Origin of the sequence: Ureibacillus chungkukjangi, assembly GCF_003217295.1 — a bacterium.
In the GTDB taxonomy this organism is placed as follows: Bacteria; Bacillota; Bacilli; order Bacillales_A; family Planococcaceae; genus Ureibacillus; species Ureibacillus chungkukjangi.
In genome coordinates this window covers 18,534-34,449 of record NZ_QJTJ01000021.1, presented here as the reverse complement: position 1 = coordinate 34,449, position 15,916 = coordinate 18,534, and the positions used below count along the sequence as shown (strand labels likewise).

The 15,916-nt window shown below is 34.9% G+C and carries 15 protein-coding genes; 11 read left to right on the top strand and 4 right to left on the bottom strand.

Features of this window, described 5'->3' with window-relative positions; translation table 11 throughout:
• Positions 1-20: 20 nt before the first annotated feature.
• Genes BJ095_RS13690 through msrB form a run of 3 tightly spaced genes read left to right on the top strand, consistent with a single transcriptional unit; the run spans position 21 to position 1,565 of the window.
• Positions 21-599, top strand: coding sequence for a YpmS family protein (locus BJ095_RS13690; RefSeq protein WP_107936115.1), 579 nt, complete (start codon positions 21-23; stop codon positions 597-599).
• A gap of 11 nt (positions 600-610) precedes the next feature.
• A complete protein-coding gene (gene msrA, locus BJ095_RS13685; RefSeq protein ID WP_107936117.1) occupies positions 611-1,144 on the top strand; it encodes a peptide-methionine (S)-S-oxide reductase MsrA in 534 nt (177 codons plus the stop codon).
• Entirely contained in the window at positions 1,131-1,565 is a 435-nt protein-coding gene (msrB, locus tag BJ095_RS13680; RefSeq protein ID WP_181418071.1) for a peptide-methionine (R)-S-oxide reductase MsrB, read from the top strand. The genes msrA and msrB overlap by 14 nt, the downstream gene beginning before the upstream one ends.
• A 66-nt stretch (positions 1,566-1,631) precedes the next feature.
• Here the strand turns inward: msrB and BJ095_RS13675 are convergent, their stop codons facing one another.
• The 3 genes from BJ095_RS13675 to BJ095_RS13665 are packed head-to-tail and all read right to left on the bottom strand — an operon-like array spanning position 1,632 to position 5,370.
• Positions 1,632-2,780, bottom strand: a complete 1,149-nt coding sequence (locus tag BJ095_RS13675) for a Ger(x)C family spore germination protein (protein WP_107936121.1) — start codon at positions 2,778-2,780, stop codon at positions 1,632-1,634.
• Positions 2,777-4,237, bottom strand: coding sequence for a spore germination protein (locus BJ095_RS13670; RefSeq protein WP_107936123.1), 1,461 nt, complete (start codon positions 4,235-4,237; stop codon positions 2,777-2,779). Before BJ095_RS13670 ends, BJ095_RS13675 begins: the two co-directional genes overlap by 4 nt.
• A gap of 17 nt (positions 4,238-4,254) precedes the next feature.
• Complete coding sequence (locus BJ095_RS13665; protein WP_107936126.1) at positions 4,255-5,370, bottom strand: endospore germination permease; 1,116 nt, start codon at positions 5,368-5,370, stop codon at positions 4,255-4,257.
• A gap of 139 nt (positions 5,371-5,509) precedes the next feature.
• Here BJ095_RS13665 and BJ095_RS13660 point away from each other — a divergent pair, with 139 nt between their 5' ends.
• From BJ095_RS13660 to BJ095_RS13635, 6 genes are all read left to right on the top strand, one after another.
• Positions 5,510-5,728: a YozE family protein gene (locus tag BJ095_RS13660; RefSeq protein WP_107936128.1), complete on the top strand. Its 219-nt coding sequence runs from the start codon at positions 5,510-5,512 to the stop codon at positions 5,726-5,728.
• A 121-nt stretch (positions 5,729-5,849) separates the two neighbouring features.
• Positions 5,850-6,554 (top strand): purine-nucleoside phosphorylase, encoded by a 705-nt coding sequence (gene deoD, locus BJ095_RS13655; protein WP_107936130.1) that lies wholly within the window; start codon positions 5,850-5,852, stop codon positions 6,552-6,554.
• Between the two features lie 185 nt (positions 6,555-6,739).
• A complete protein-coding gene (locus BJ095_RS13650; protein WP_107936132.1) occupies positions 6,740-8,236 on the top strand; it encodes a lmo1851 family serine protease in 1,497 nt (498 codons plus the stop codon).
• Between the two features lie 106 nt (positions 8,237-8,342).
• Positions 8,343-9,245 carry a CobW family GTP-binding protein gene (locus tag BJ095_RS13645; protein WP_107936134.1) on the top strand — a complete coding sequence of 301 codons (903 nt, stop codon included), beginning with the start codon at positions 8,343-8,345 and terminating at the stop codon, positions 9,243-9,245.
• Between the two features lie 234 nt (positions 9,246-9,479).
• A complete protein-coding gene (locus tag BJ095_RS19465) occupies positions 9,480-10,352 on the top strand; it encodes a CAP domain-containing protein (protein ID WP_107936136.1) in 873 nt (290 codons plus the stop codon).
• A gap of 401 nt (positions 10,353-10,753) precedes the next feature.
• On the top strand, positions 10,754-11,830 hold the full coding sequence (locus BJ095_RS13635; RefSeq protein ID WP_107936138.1) for an undecaprenyldiphospho-muramoylpentapeptide beta-N-acetylglucosaminyltransferase: 1,077 nt from the start codon (positions 10,754-10,756) through the stop codon (positions 11,828-11,830).
• Between the two features lie 116 nt (positions 11,831-11,946).
• Here BJ095_RS13635 and BJ095_RS13630 read toward each other — a convergent pair whose 3' ends face one another.
• The gene (locus tag BJ095_RS13630; RefSeq protein ID WP_107936140.1) at positions 11,947-12,495 is read right to left on the bottom strand and encodes a GNAT family N-acetyltransferase; all 549 of its coding nucleotides are present in this window, start codon (positions 12,493-12,495) and stop codon (positions 11,947-11,949) included.
• A 342-nt stretch (positions 12,496-12,837) separates the two neighbouring features.
• On the opposite strand from BJ095_RS13630, the gene dapF reads away from it, so the two are divergent.
• Together dapF and BJ095_RS13620 are read left to right on the top strand one after the other, a co-directional pair.
• The gene (gene dapF, locus BJ095_RS13625) at positions 12,838-13,803 is read left to right on the top strand and encodes a diaminopimelate epimerase (protein ID WP_107936142.1); all 966 of its coding nucleotides are present in this window, start codon (positions 12,838-12,840) and stop codon (positions 13,801-13,803) included.
• A 23-nt stretch (positions 13,804-13,826) separates the two neighbouring features.
• A complete protein-coding gene (locus BJ095_RS13620) occupies positions 13,827-15,860 on the top strand; it encodes a sensor domain-containing protein (protein ID WP_181418070.1) in 2,034 nt (677 codons plus the stop codon).
• Positions 15,861-15,916: the final 56 nt, after the last annotated feature.

Below are 15,916 nucleotides of genomic sequence, written 5' to 3'. Positions count from 1 at the left end.
TTTAAGGAGTGAACGTAAGTATGAATAAGTGGAAAGTCGCCTTTTTTATTTTAACAGGTGCCATCATTCTTTTCATTACCATCATTTTTTATTTGGCGACTTCTCCTTCAGAAGATGTTCAAATCAATAGTAAAGGTGTTACGGTAAGTCCTACTGACAGTGTATTACTTGTCGAAGCAACAGCTGATGATATCGAAAAAATGGCAATGAATTATTTACAAAAAGAGTTAGCCAATAGTCCACTGCCAATCGATATTGTAGTTGATAAGTCCATTAACCTAAATAGCGAACTAACTGCATTTGGTGTAACGGTTCCGTTTTCAATGAAATTTAACCCAGTAGTTACCGAAGAGGGGAATATACAATTAAAGCAGGATTCCGTTAATGTAGGAAAAGTAAATATACAGCCATCAACAGTTTTAAAGCTTATGAATGATGCTGTAGCATTTCCTGATTGGATAATTGTTCGACCAAATGAAGAAGAGGTTTATGTAGATCTAACAGATATTAAGGTGATGAATGGTGCTCGTGTAAGAGCAAAGGAAGTTGATTTAGAAAATAATCGTGTTCTTTTAGAGGTAATTGTACCAAACGAATAGGGGGATAAGGAATGAGTAAAGAAATCGCGACATTTGCTGGCGGTTGTTTTTGGTGTATGGTGAAGCCCTTTGACCAACAACCCGGCATTGAAGAAGTACTTTCAGGCTACACAGGCGGTCATATTGAAAATCCTACATATCGGCAGGTGTGCTCTGAAACAACCGGTCATTTAGAGGCTGTACAAATTACTTTCGATTCGAAGGTTTACTCTTATGAGAAATTGGTTGAATTATATTGGACTCTAATTGACCCTACTGATGCAGGCGGTCAATTTTATGACCGAGGCGAGTCATACACGACTGCTATCTTTTACCATAATGACGAACAAAAAAGAATAGCAGAAGAATCGAAGGCACGTCTAGAACAATCAGGTAAATTTAAAAAACCGATTTCCGTAAAAATCCTTCCTGCTAAGCCTTTTTATGCTGCTGAGGATTACCATCAGCAATACTATAGAAAAAATCCGATGCATTATGAGCGTTATCAAATTGGATCAGGACGTGCTGCATTTATTCAAAAACATTGGGGGCATGAACATGAATAAAGAAGAAAGATTAAAACAATTAACTGAAATGCAATACTACGTAACACAAAAACAAGGGACAGAGCCACCGTACCAAAACGAATATGATCAGCATTTTGAAGAAGGCATCTATGTGGATATCGTATCAGGAAAGCCATTATTTAGTTCAAAAGATAAATTTGATGCTGGATGTGGCTGGCCAAGCTTTGCTAAACCAGTAGAAACAGAAGAGGTAACAGAGCATTTTGATACTTCACATGGTATGAGAAGAGTGGAGGTCCGAAGTAAAGCTGCTGATTCACATCTAGGGCACGTTTTCCCAGATGGCCCGAGTGAACTAGGAGGGTTACGTTATTGTATTAACTCTGCTGCACTTCGCTTTGTTCCAAAGGATAAGTTGGAAGAAGAAGGCTATGGAGAGTATTTACAATTATTTAAATAAATACTGGAAAAGGTGGAGAAACTCCACCTTTTTTGTTGTCCCTTTTTGCAACTTTTCTAATATCGATTAGTTAATAGTATCCTCAAAGGATTTTCTACCTGTATCAATTTCTTGAACTTTAATATTAATGTTTCTAATTGAATCCTCTTTTAACGTTAAGTTCTCTTCTTTCTCAAGCTTTTTATATAATTTTACATGCTTTCGATATAAAGTTTCTGTTAGTCGGTATATATCAACATCTTTTTCTAGCCCTACCTTAAAACTATCTTTTATTTCTTTTTTAATTTGTTTAACAATGGCCTTCTCTATTTCTTCTGGTGTTAAGTTTCCTGTGAAATTATCTAATCCAGCCGTTAAAGAAAGGTTAATATCAAATTGCACATCATTACCATTTACAATTGGTTCAATTTTCACTTTTATGTTTTTTACTGTTGTGGAGAAGTGGTTTTTATTCTCTAAAGTTGATGTAACTCTCGCTGAAATCGTTTTGTTGCTTAACCATTTTAAACCTTCGGCATCAGAACCTTTTACGAACCCTTTAAAATCTGTGGGTGTTAGGATTCCTATTCCAGCTGTCTCAATGCTCTTACTTGGATCCTTTTGGTTTTTCCAATCATCTTTGAGTCGAACGTAGGGTATATTAATTGTTTTTGGGGGCTCATTCAACGAGATGATTAGTGTTCGAACAGTAACTGGTTCGATGAAGGATTGTTGTTTATATGAATTGAGAGGGTCAGCCAATCTAGTCAGCGTAATTGAGCGTCTTAATAAAGGTACAGTCGTAAGGAACTCTGATAAAGGCTCATCGGTTGAATAAACCCACGTATTGTATCTCGTATCGATAAATCTCGTAATATCATTGATTACGGAATTCAACCTATTATCCTTTAAAGCATTTTCACTTAATATTAAAAATGAAAAATGCCCCCAATATAATTCTTCATCAATTGCTTTATACAAATTTGAAAAAGCCTCACTGAGGGTTACACCTTTGAAAGAATTCACTTCGGATTGAATGACATCTTGATTTACTTGTTCCGATTTAGCTACATTTGAGAAGCTGATAATTTGAACATATACCTCATAATATCCCTCTTTATAATCGATGGCTGCTCCTAAGGCATAATACATTCTTTCATTTTCATTTAAATCCCAACAACCTGTTAAAAGAAAGGCGAGGGGGAATAAGTATAATAACTTGATTGTTTTTTTCATTTTGTACCCTCATTTTGGTTTCTTGTGTCATCTTTGGGATCGAGCATATTTGGTCGTTCTGAATATTTTGGTTTTGATTGTCTGATAATTGCTTTTTTAATGTTTTCCCAGCTTAAGTCAGCTGTAATATCCAAATACGGAGTTCCGAAAATACGAATATTAGCGAGATATATTAAAAGTAAAAAAATACAAACAAAAAATCCAAATAAGCCAAATATGGATGTCACGAAAATAAAGGTGATTCTAAGAATAACGACCATTGTTACTAGTGATTGGTTCACAATCGAATAGGAAGCTATAGTTGATAGCGCAATAACAACTACCATTGCAGGACTAGTAATACCTGCACGAATTGCGGCATCACCAATAATTAAACCACCTACTACTCCTATTGTTGTACCAATTTTTGAAGGCATCCTTAATCCAGCCTCACGGAATAATTCGAAAATTACTAATAAAATTAACATTTCTAAAACAGCGGGAAAAGGTAAGCCCCTGTTTGAAATTACAACTGTTGCAAGTAATTGTAAGGGTAGCTGATCTTGGTGAAATAGAGTCAGTGCCAGCCAAAATGCAGGTAGGGCGATACCTAAAAAAACACCGAGCAAACGTAAAATCCTTTCGAAAGAGCTGAAAATAATCGGGTTTTCGTTATCCTCAGATGTTTTAAGTAAAGAGAAAAAATTGATAGGTGTAATAACAGCATAAGGTGTACCGTCGACGATAATTATAAACCTGCCCCTGATTAATGATTGAATAGCAAAATCTGGCCTTCCGGTTGAATTGGTTGATGGCATAACCCAGTTTTTTTTATTAATAAACTCCATTAAAGCTTGTGCACTAACAATTATGTCAGTATCTATCTTATTAAATTGTTTTTTTAACTCTGTCAAAATATCTCTATTCGCAATATCATCCATATACATTATTGCTACTTCAGTTTTTGACCGTTTACCTATGTTAAATTTCTCGACACAAAGAGAATTAGTAGGTAAGCGTTTTCGAATTAATGCAATATTGGTAGATAAATCTTCAATAAAGTTGTCACGGGGACCCTTCACCAGTACTTCCATATTAGTTTCTTCAGGTGTTCGATTAGGCTTTCTAGATATATTACAAGCATAGAGCAATTTTGTATCCTTAAAGTAAATTAAAATATTGCCACTATATACTTTAGAAATTATGTCATTTTCATTTGTTATCTTTTGTATTTGGGGAATGGGCAATTGCTCAATCATTTGGTCATTTACTAGACAGGAATTGTTATCCTTAAATAAGCTCTCTATATTGGGTAAGACGACTGTGTAAAGCAATTTTTCGTCTACCATTGAATCACATTTAATAAAGAATACAGGGGATTGGTTAAAGGTGAATTCATTGAAAATAACATCGGCCGATTTGTTAAAGAGCTTCCTTAATGTAGTGATATTTATTTCTTTCTGTCCATTTACATCCATCCAAATTCACTACTTTCTTAATTTTGATTATTCTCTGGATGTTTTGCCATTTTAGTTTTTTTTCTACTTGAGATTAGAGCGATTGTACTTAATAGAATTGAAATACCTAAAAAGCAAACAAAGGTAGTAATCAGCATTTCATTTCCATTTAAATGTAAAAAAAGAGTATCATCCAATCCTATTACTATTAAGCAGAAAAAGAAAAAGGGGAAAAACATAAACTTCCATATCTTTTTTCTTTGACCTGTCAAATTTAAAATATCGCAAGCTATAAATAACAGTAAACTAACTCGGATAAATGTACCCGTTAGCCATTGATAAATCGATAGAAAATCCATATGCTCTATAAAACGACCGATTGTTACAAGTCCCCATTCTTCATAAGCTGGGTATCTTTGTCTCGCTGCCTCTTCAGGTCCAAATTCTACTATTGCCCCTAAAAGTGGGCCAAGTGTTAGACCAGTCAATATGAATAGCATAATTGCAAGATGGTACCATCGAAGTTTACTTTTAAAATGGTGTTGCATAAATAAGAGCAATAGTAATTCTATAAATCCTGAGGCTGGGTATACAACACCTAGTATTACAGGGTTAACACCATGCTCCAAGAACGGTTGTATAAGGCTATAATCCTTGACTTGAATATTAGCAATTGCTACATAGAAGCCAAAGACCACAACGAAGAATAATACAAATGTATTAACAATTACGATTGTCAGCATATTGGTTGAAATTAATAAAAAACAAAGAATAATGTAAATCGCTAAGAGAGCTAATTTGGGTGTATTGGGTAAAAAAGTCGCATTAACCCACAGTAATGTTTCACACATAGTAAAAGCTGCAAGTATAAAAATAAATACTACAACACTGTATAAGAGAATTGAGCTAGGTATTTTACCTATTTTTTGATATAGCCATTCTTTTAATGGTTTTTGCTCTGTTTTATTATGGATAAAGAGCACTAAAAATAACCACGGAAACATAATGACAGCTGCTAGAATAACAGACATCCACCCATCTCTTTTTACATGGTCTAAAATAGGTGGTAAGATTGTTACGTGATTTTTTAATCCGATAAAGGTCATTACTAAAAAAATGACATGTAAAATTCCAATTTTCCCGATTTTATGCATCGTTTTTCCTTCTAACACTTTTTTTAGATAGCTTTGACAAGTACAATTAAAAATATAAGAATAGAAAATAAAATGTTTTTATATGAGTACAAAGTAACTATAGATAGATTAGTTTATCGAGAAGCAAAGGGGCTCCGAAATGAAACAGAGTTTTTATTTATATATCCTTTCTTTTAGAGGAGGAAATGCAAACGATCCTAAAACTAGATTTGCCGAAACTGCATTTTTAGATCATAGTTTTCCTAAAAGCAGCACCTCTTTTGAGGAAGTATCAAGGTATATCGAGATGATTGCTGATGATAACATGTCAACGCAAACTTTCGATGAACTTTGGGAACTTTATGAGATAAAATATTAAAGTGCTTTTATTTCTTTGATTTTTAGTAGTGCAAAATGTATATTATAAGGTAAATCATTGCACAATGCTGCAAAAGCAAGTATATTTTAAGATGAGATAATTTTGGAAAGAGGGATTGCTAATGAGTATCCATATTAACGCTAAACAAGGTGACATCGCAGAAACTATTTTATTACCTGGAGATCCATTACGTGCAAAATATATAGCTGAAACGTTCTTAGAAGATGTAACATGTTATAATGAAGTTCGTAATATGTTTGGATATACTGGTACATATAAAGGAAAACGTGTTTCTGTTCAAGGTTCAGGAATGGGTGTACCATCAATTTCAATTTACGCAACAGAGTTAATGCAAGAATACGGAGTACAAAAGCTAATTCGTGTAGGTACTTGTGGAGCAATCCAAAAAGACGTAAAAGTGCGTGACGTAATCATTGCACAATCTGCTTCAACTGATTCTAAAATGAATGAGATTATCTTTAATGGTATCGATTTCGCACCAACAGCAGATTTTGATTTATTGCTAAAAGCATATAACGCTGGTGTTGCTGCTGGGTTAAACATTAAAGTAGGTAATATCTTTACAGCTGATATGTTCTATTCAGAAGAAAATCAAAACGAAAAATTAGCTCGCTACGGTGTTTTAGCTGTTGAGATGGAATCGGCAGCACTATATACACTAGCTGCTAAATTTGGACGTCAAGCATTATCTGTTTTAACGGTTTCTGACCACATTATTACAGGTGAAGCTACTTCTTCTGAGGAACGTCAAACAACATTCAATGATATGATCGTCGTTGCGTTAGAAGCTGCAATTCAAGAGTAATGTATAGCAAATGCTTTGCATATTTTTTTTCGTAAGGCTGTCTAATAATTGACAGCCTTTCTTTTCGTAAATAACAGGAAAGTTTATGCAAGCTAAGTTATCTTTCGTTATACTAGAGAAAAAATCCAAAAAGGATGTAAAGCAGATTCTTTTACGTGAGTGTAAAAATGAGAGTGGTGAATTAGATGGATGATCAAAACCAACAAGGATTTGAGAAAACCGAACATGATGGACAACAGGAAGAACAGGTGAAGCCTGCAAAAAAATTTATTCGTATTAAACCGTTTAGTTTCATCATGCTGATGTTCTTAACAATTTTATTGACAGCGGGCTTAACAATTTTTGCACTGACTTTTGGTGAAAAGAAGGTAGTCGAGGTTTCCGTTCCTGTAGAGCGAGAGGAATTTTCGGAGTTATATGATGCCTTTGATGAGCTGAAAAATAAATACTATGTTGAAATTGATGAAGAGGCTGTAATAACAGGTGCTATTAATGGGATGTTTGATGCCTTAGAAGACCCATATTCAGATTATATGGATGTAGTACAAGCTGAACAATTTAATAGTGATCTTTCATCAAGCTTCCAGGGGATTGGGGCAGAAATTCAAGAACGTAATGGAAACATTGTCGTTGTGTCGCCTATAAAAAACTCACCAGCCGAAAAAGCAGGGGTGATACCAGAAGATATAATCTTGACAGTCGATGGGCAAAGCATACAAGGTATGAGTGCCTCTGAGGCGGTATTATTAATTCGTGGTGAAAAAGGTACACCAGTTAAGCTAACAATCCAACGTGGCCAATCAGAAGAATTAATCGAAATGACAATCATTCGTGACGATATTCCAATTGAAACAGTTTACGGTGAAATGGGAGAAGACAAGATCGCCCATATTCAAATCACTTCCTTCAGTGAACAGACTTTCGATGAATTAGTTAAATTCATGGAGGAATTTAATGCAGATGGCATGAAAAGTATTATTTTAGATGTACGTCAAAATCCAGGTGGCTTCCTAACATCTGCAATTGATATCGCAAATCTTTTCCTTGATGAAGGAAAGCCAATTGTACAAGTGCAAGGGCGAGAAGGCGATGCGGAAGTAATGTTAGCTGAAGGTGGCAAGAAATACAGTCAACCAATAGTGGTTTTAATCGATAATGGTAGTGCATCTGCATCTGAAATTTTAGCTGGTGCTTTAAGTGAATCAGCCGGTGCTAAGCTTGTTGGTTTAAATTCCTTTGGTAAAGGGACAGTTCAAACAGTTAGCTATTTACAAGATGGTGCAAACCTAAAATATACAACAGGTAAATGGTTAACTCCAAATGGTAATTGGATTAATGAAAAGGGTATAGAGCCAGATGAAAAGGTTGAGTATCCAGAATACGCAACTGCTACTTATATTAACCCAGAGACTGAATTTAAAATTGGGAATGTTTCTCCATCAGTTCGTTCTGCTGAACAAATCCTAAACGCATTAGGCTATGAAGCTGGTACAATTGATGAAACCTTCGATGAAGCAACTAAAGCTGCAGTAGAATCCTTCCAAGAAGCTCACCAATTAGAACAAAGTGGAGTACTTGTTGGTGAAACGACGTATGCATTAATGGATGCAATCCGTGAGAAAATCAATAACGACGATCCACATATACTAAAAGCAAAAGAATTATTAACAGCTACGAATTAGAGCTGTTATTAGATTAAAAGTTATAGGAGAGGGCTGCTTTTGTTCAACTTATGAGCAATTGAAGGCCCTCTTTTTGTTAATTAAATTCAGGAAAGGTGTGCTGTAGATGAAAGATGTATATTTATTCAGCGGTTTTTTAGGTAGTGGCAAAACGTCCATGCTTACTAATGTCCTTAAACAATTTAAAGAAAAGGGGCTAAAGCCTGCTGTCATTATGAATGAATTAGGAAAGCTTCCATTTGACTCACAAGCAGTAGATGAAGAGATTCCTTTAAAGGAAATGCTTGAGGGCTGTATTTGTTGTTCAGGGGCAGAAAAAACGGAGGCTCAAATCCAATCACTTTTAGCGGATAATGAATTTGATGTCTTAATAATCGAAACTACGGGGGCAGCGCATCCTGTAGAGGCATTGGATGCGGTGTATTCCCCTTTATTTGCAGAAAGCCTCAATATTAAGGGAATAGTCACTGTTGCAGACAGTAAGCTCTGGCTTGATCGTTCTTCGTTAACACCTCAGGTTAGAAGTCTATTTATAGAACAAATTCGTCATGCACATCTTTTACTTGCCAATAAAATGGACTTATTAACTGAAGCAGAACAAGCGAAGGTTGTGTTTGAAATGCAGGGTGTCAATCCAAATGCTTTTATCCTGCAAACGACTAATGGAAAGGTCCCATTGAAGCTACTTGAAGGGTTACAGGCAACTGCACAAGCATCTAAGGACGATATTCAAGCTGCCAAAATTGGTAAACATCTACATTTAAGTTCGCGTCTTGTAGAGCTTAAGCAAAGTTTTTCTCAAGAGCAATTTGAGGAATGGGTTCGTTCTATGCCGTCCTCTGTATATCGAATTAAAGGCTATGTTCCGATAGAAGGAATTCGCAACCCCATGCTTTTCCAATATGCATATGGATTGGTGCAATGGATACCTGAATATATCAATATGCCTCCGAAGATTGTCATGATTGGCGAGAACATTCAGGAAATCGATATTATCGGCGAAAAATAAATGTAATATGGATGTCATATAAGATAAGTTTTTGCCTTATATAGCAATCTATAAAATTTGTCAATAGCATTTCAGTTGTAAGTTTTTCGTTTGCAGGAAAAGCCTTCCTATTTCTGCTCTTTCTAAACATATAGGTAGCCAGATTTTGAACTTGAGTTGGCAATGCTTCCAGGTTATGGATCCTTCTTTTCAATTATTCTCGTATATGATTAGTTGCGAGAGGAGGAATACAAAATGAAAAAATGGTTTATCACATTTTGTGCACTTGGTTTAATCTCAACACAAGCTCAAGCAGCAGATGCTGCATCTAATCAGGAGGAAGGGCAAGAAAAGTCTGTAAAACATGAAGTGAAGGTTATAAATATGAAACAATATGAAGATATTCTAGCTCAATTTAAAAATGAGTTGTCTTTCACGAATGTTCATAGTGTTAAAGATTTATCAAATAAACTGCAAATCTCAAAAGCTAACTTAGAAAAATTAATCGCGGTACAATTAAAAGGTTGTAAGGTTTCTGTAGGGGAACAGCCATCGCAAAAACCTGTTAAGAATGAAACTGCTAATGAACAAAAAGTTCAAGAGCCAAAAAAAGTGGAGAAGCAAGAATCTAGTAAGGAGCAAGAGGTGGTTAAACCTCAAGCTCCAGTGACGGAACAACCAGCAGTGTCAAAACCAGCTGAACAAGTGGAGGAAGCAACAAAACCCTCAACAGTAGCAGAGGCTGATTCTGTAGCTGGATTTGAAGCTCAAGTTGTGGAGTTAACAAATGCAGAACGTGCTAAATATGACTTGGCACCACTTAAAGCCTATAATCCTCTAATGAAGGTTGCTCGTGCAAAATCACAGGATATGGCTTCTAATAACTATTTCTCACATACAAGTCCAACTTACGGTAGCCCATTCGATCAAATAAAGGCTGCCGGGATTACTTATCGTGCTGCAGGTGAAAACATTGCTCAGGGTCAAAGAACGCCTGAAGAAGTTGTACAAGCATGGATGAATTCAGAAGGTCACCGTGCCAACATTTTAAATTCAAGCTTTACACATATTGGAATAGGCTATGTTGAAAACGGAAACTATTGGACACAGCAATTTATTCAGCTATAATTGTTGAGATTAATACCGAGCGAAGAGTTAGCTAACACTCTTCCTCGGTATTTTTTATTTGCTTGTAATGAAGCTTGAATCTGGGAAGTTTATATAATTAGTAGTTAGTAGTTTAAACTAGTGTAACAATAAGTAAAACTTCTTGAAAGTTGGTTGCTGAAGAAATAGAAACGGTTTAATCGATACTGAAACGATTTAGGACTCGGAAAAATAATTATTGAATAAGTACTCAAGGTATATCACTTAGTATCTTTTTATTTATTTGGATTGTTAGTAAAATGATATATGGTACAATATTGACTTAAACGGAAAGTTTATTGGTAAATTTTCATTATATTGTTTTGTAATCATATAAATTTAAGTGAAATACAATTTAGCTGTATTTAGATAGGGGTTTTTTTGTGAATCAAAAATCAATTATTTTAACAGGTGGCGGAACGGCGGGGCATGTTTCTTTAAACCAGGCGATTATTCCATCTTTGCTAAAGGAAGGATATGACGTTCATTATATTGGGTCTAATGATGGCATTGAAAAGGAGTTAATCACTCAAAGCTATCCTGAAGTTCCTTATCACAGTATTTCTAGCGGGAAATTACGACGTTATTTTTCAATGAAGAACTTTACCGATCCATTTAAAGTTTTAGCTGGAGTTGGTCAGGCTTTTTCGGTTATTAGGAAAGTGAAGCCGACAATGATTTTTTCTAAAGGGGGATTCGTCTCAGTACCAGTTGTAATAGCTGCAAAATTAGCTAAAATCCCTGTTGTTATTCATGAATCAGATGTTACACCTGGCCTTGCCAATAAAATCGCATTACCCTTTGCATCTCATGTGTTTACGATCTTCCAAGATACTTTAAAATACTTACCGATTGATAAAGCAACCTGCACCGGTTCAATTGTGCGTGAGCAATTATTTAAAGGGAATGCAGCAAAGGGGAAAAGCCTTTGTGGGTTTACGGACGAGAAAAAGGTATTACTCATTATGGGAGGAAGCTTAGGTTCTGTTGTACTTAACGATTCTTTAAGAAGTAATTTACCAGAGCTTCTTGCATCCTTCAATGTGATTCATCTATGTGGAAAAGGGAATGTGGATGCCTCTTTAGATAACTTAAAAGGGTATAAGCAATTTGATTATGTAACAACTGAACTTCCAGATTTGCTACATGCAGCTAGCTTTGTTGTTTCTCGTGCGGGCTCTAATTCAATTTTTGAATTTTTAGCTTTGAAAAAACCAATGCTTCTTATTCCGCTTTCAGCAAGTAAAAGTCGTGGTGACCAAATATTGAATGCGAATATTTTCGAAAAACAAGGCTTTGCTCATGTCTTAGAAGAGGAAATGCTTTCAAAGAGTACCTTTATGAAGGCCATCAACACATTAATACAAAAAAGTAATGAATATAAACAAGCTATGGAACAAGCGGAAAGCCCAAAAACACCAGATGAAATGGTAAAATTAATCCTTAAATTCGAGAAATAATTTGACTAGATGATTATGGTTAGATTTCAAGAACAAAAACAGCCTAGAAGCAAAAGCTTCTGGCTGTTTTTTAACATACTCATGTAAATATTTATAATAGCAAGAAGATACGAGAATTACATCGCTTGTTCTTCTTCGTTTGATTGGTCATTTGCAGAAACAATGTAGAATAAGTCTTTTGGAATTTTATATAAGTCAAATTTTGTTTCGCCTGCGTTGATTTCCTCATATAAAGCAGGGTTTGTTTCTGTTGCATCAATTACGTACGGTAGTTTTTGTGCTGCACGTTTTGACTTTTCATTTTCTTTACGGATACGTAAGAAAACTGTATGAATGTCTTTTTCAAAAAAGAGCTCTTTTAGAAATTCATGCTTTGCTGCTTGGTTATAACCTTTACCTTGAAATGGTACACCTATCCATGTTCCAAGGAAGCCAGCTCCATCTTGAATATCATATAAAGTGATCGTACCAATAGGTTGACCCCAGTCATCGGTTATCGTTCTTGAGATAGTCTTGCCTAGTTGTTCTTCTTCTAATAGTTGTTTCGTGATAAATAGATACTCTTCATCTGAGTTTACTTTATGACGAACGTATGGGAAAACTGTTGGGTGGATCATTAATTGGTATAACTCATTCGTTTCTGAAAGATCTCTATACTTTAACAAATGAAACGCCTCCTTTTTTAGGATAGTTGCAAAACTGAAAATTACTTAATAACAAGGCAACATTTGAAATAATATACCTAAAGGAACTAGACGTCAAACAAATATTTTTGAAGTTTATTAGTTTAAGAAAAATAGCATCAAAAATACTATATTTACATTTAAATTCTGTTAACATCATATTATAGAATTTCGATTTTATACAATAATTTTAATCTAAAAATACAATTTTTGCTCATTAAAAATTGTGAACAAATTATAAAATTTTTAAAAGATTTATTAAGTTGCTTCATAAATCATTTACAATTATGATAGAAGTAAAGATAAATAGGGAGCGATTGATGCGTGGAAAGAACATTTTTAAAAGTACATGGGTCAGGTAACACATTTTACTTATATAATACTAGCGACGAAAATGAGTTTAACTGGGTTGAACTAACGAAGTGGTTATGTCAAAAGGATAACCATAATGGTGCAGATGGGTTACTACTCGTTTTACCTTCAAAATCAGCAGATGCAAAAATGCGTGTGATTAATGCAGATGGTTCTGAAGCTTCAATGTGTGGTAATGGTCTCCGATGTGTGGCGAGATTTGTCTGTGAAAATTTAGATAAACAAGAAGCAATTATTGAAACAATGAAAGCAAACTTAAAAGTACGAAAAGAAGTATCATTATTAGCAGAAATTCCTACTTATGCAGTTGAAATTTCTCCAGTATCATTTTCGTTAACGAGTTTACCTATGGAGTATAAGCAACAAACTGAAATACAGCATCAAATCATTCCAGAATTTTCAGCTACGGTTCCATATACAGCTGTTTCTGTACCAAACCCACATTTAATCGGAATTGTAGAGCAGCAGGATATTCAAAATAATGCACATCAGCAAGAGTTATCTCAACATTTAAATGGTGAAAATAACTTTTTTAAGGACGGGGTAAATGTAAGTTATGTCTATCCAATGAAAAATGACACAATTTTCGTTCGTACTTTTGAACGAGGTGTCGGATTTACGAATGCATGTGGCACAGCAATGACCGCATCTGCACTTGTATCAAGGTTAAACAACATTGTAGATACAGATGTCGTCACTGTATTTAATCCAGGTGGCTTTGTTAAATGTGAAGTTAAAATCCTCGTGGATGGCTATAAGTTAACACTTATCGGTAATGCTACAGTTACGTCGTCCTATGTCGTTGATATCATGGATAACGAATTTAAATTTGTAAGCAGTCAACAAACTGGGGAACAAAAACTATACGAAAAATGTCTTGAACTTGTTAAGAAGGAGACCGCTTCTTTTGCTTCTTAATGATGAGTAGGAGGGTGTGTTCAATGTCTTTACAAAGCTTTTCCAAGGTTCAATTTGATTTGCTTTTTGAGAATAGCAGGGATCTGGTTTATTTCATGGAAAAAGACGGGGAGGATTTTCGTTACATCTATTTGAATAAATCATCTATTGAAATACTTTCTCAAAAGGTAGTTGGTAAAACAATTGCTGAAGTGATGAAGCCAAGTGATTCTGAAACAATCGCCCAAAATTATCATCAAGCCGTAGTTAAAAAAGGTCAGGTTAGTTACCAGGATTATATTTATTACCTTTCTGAAGTGAAAAAGTATGAAACAACGGTCATACCTATTTTTGATAACAATCGAACTTATGTGTTAGCAATAACAAAAGAAATTGCCTTCGACCGAGATTTAGAGGATAAATATCTATTCATGCGTTCAGTTTTCTTTAATTCATTCTTATCAACGGTTTTAATCTCAAATGATGGGAAGCTACTAGAAGCCAATCCCCAATTTTTAGAGGATTTTAATGTGAATATTGAAGAGGTTCGTTTAAAGAAGCTTATTGATCTACCCTTCATCTCTAATCAGGAGCAGCTAGAGCAGTATTTAAATGAATCATTTGATGGTACACACTTAACATCTAAGCTATTAACCTTCATTGACAAAAATGGGAATTCTAGAAGCTTTACGGCTACCTTTTCTCCCCTGATTCAGCTGGAGAAGGTAGCAGCGGTTTTCATCATCTTACAGGAAGTTACACAGCTAATTGAACAAGAAAAAGAATTGCGCACAACCTCTATGGGGCTTTCTAATTTTCAGTATGCCATTAATAGCGTTGCAGAAATTATCATCATGGATCCAAATTGCCGTATTTTAAATGTAAATGATCGTTTTATCCAGCAAATGGGGTATGTAAAAGAAGAGTTAATAGGTAATACACTTGAAATCATTAATTCTCGTACACATTCCAAAGAGTTTTTTGATAATATCTTTTCAATATTACATAAAGGTGAAGTTTGGCGAGGGGAAATTTGTAATCAAACAAAGAACGGTGCTCCGTACTGGGCTGATACAACCATTATCCCATTTTTTGATGAAGATGGTGCTATTAAACAATACATTAATGTCTATTATGATATTTCTGAAAAGAAAAGAATGCTGACAGAGCTTCAGAATATTGAGCATATGTTCAAGCTTATCACTGAAAATACGAATGATATGATTGTGATTACTAATGAGGATGGCATCATATTATATGTCTCCAAAGCCTATACGAATAAGCTTGGGTTTGATGAAGGGGAATTACTCGGTAAATTTTATACTGATATTCTATCCCCTGAAAGTAAGGTTAAATGGAATGAAGAGTTTTCAGTTGATTCTGATGGGGAAGATTTGAAAATTGAATTGATCCATCAATCGAAGTCAGGCGAGAATTTTTGGACTGAGTGCAATTACACAATAGTTAAAGATTTTCTACGTAACAAAGGGATTCAAATTATTATGGTTGCGCGAGAAATTAATGATAGAAAGGCGATAGAAAATCAACTATCATTTCTGGCCTACCATGATTCTCTTACTCAATTACCAAACAGACGTTATCTTCAAAACGAGTTTCCTAGCATCATAGAGAGCTCTAATTCGAACTCAGAATCCTTGGCAGTTCTTTATGTTGATGGAGATAATTTCAAAAAGGTAAATGACCAGTTTGGGCACAAGGTTGGCGATGAGTTTATCATACAATTCGGCAAGGCCTTATCTAGGAGCATTCGTGGAAATGACCTAGTCGTTCGAATGGGTGGCGATGAATTTGCCATTATTTTAACTGGATTACATCAGGAGAAAATAAGTCGGAAACAACAGGTTAAGCAAATTGTTGATAGAATCAATCAAAATTTAAAACGTGGTTGGTTGATATCTAACCAAATGTTTGCGCCAACAGCATCTATCGGCATTTCATTTTATCCAGACCATGGAGTAAGCCTAGAGAATTTATTATCCCATTCAGATAAGGCCTTATATGGTGTAAAGACGACGTCAAAAAATAATTACAATATATATAGTCCCGAACTATTATAGTTTGTTCTAGCCTCCTTTTAAGTTAAACTTAAAAAGAGGCTATTTATTTGCTTAAA

Bases quoted from the DNA above. Each gene is read 5' to 3' on its own strand.
- msrA (WP_107936117.1), top strand. From the start codon at position 611: ATGAGTAAAGAAATCGCGACATTTGCTGGCGGTTGTTTTTGGTGTATG.
- msrB (WP_181418071.1), top strand. From the start codon at position 1,131: ATGAACATGAATAAAGAAGAAAGATTAAAACAATTAACTGAAATGCAA.
- deoD (WP_107936130.1), top strand. From the start codon at position 5,850: ATGAGTATCCATATTAACGCTAAACAAGGTGACATCGCAGAAACTATT.
- BJ095_RS13675 (WP_107936121.1), bottom strand. From the start codon at position 2,780: ATGAAAAAAACAATCAAGTTATTATACTTATTCCCCCTCGCCTTTCTT.
- BJ095_RS13645 (WP_107936134.1), top strand. From the start codon at position 8,343: ATGAAAGATGTATATTTATTCAGCGGTTTTTTAGGTAGTGGCAAAACG.
- BJ095_RS13665 (WP_107936126.1), bottom strand. From the start codon at position 5,370: ATGCATAAAATCGGGAAAATTGGAATTTTACATGTCATTTTTTTAGTA.
- BJ095_RS19465 (WP_107936136.1), top strand. From the start codon at position 9,480: ATGAAAAAATGGTTTATCACATTTTGTGCACTTGGTTTAATCTCAACA.
- BJ095_RS13690 (WP_107936115.1), top strand. From the start codon at position 21: ATGAATAAGTGGAAAGTCGCCTTTTTTATTTTAACAGGTGCCATCATT.
- BJ095_RS13670 (WP_107936123.1), bottom strand. From the start codon at position 4,237: ATGGATGTAAATGGACAGAAAGAAATAAATATCACTACATTAAGGAAG.
- BJ095_RS13620 (WP_181418070.1), top strand. From the start codon at position 13,827: ATGTCTTTACAAAGCTTTTCCAAGGTTCAATTTGATTTGCTTTTTGAG.
- BJ095_RS13650 (WP_107936132.1), top strand. From the start codon at position 6,740: ATGGATGATCAAAACCAACAAGGATTTGAGAAAACCGAACATGATGGA.
- BJ095_RS13660 (WP_107936128.1), top strand. From the start codon at position 5,510: ATGAAACAGAGTTTTTATTTATATATCCTTTCTTTTAGAGGAGGAAAT.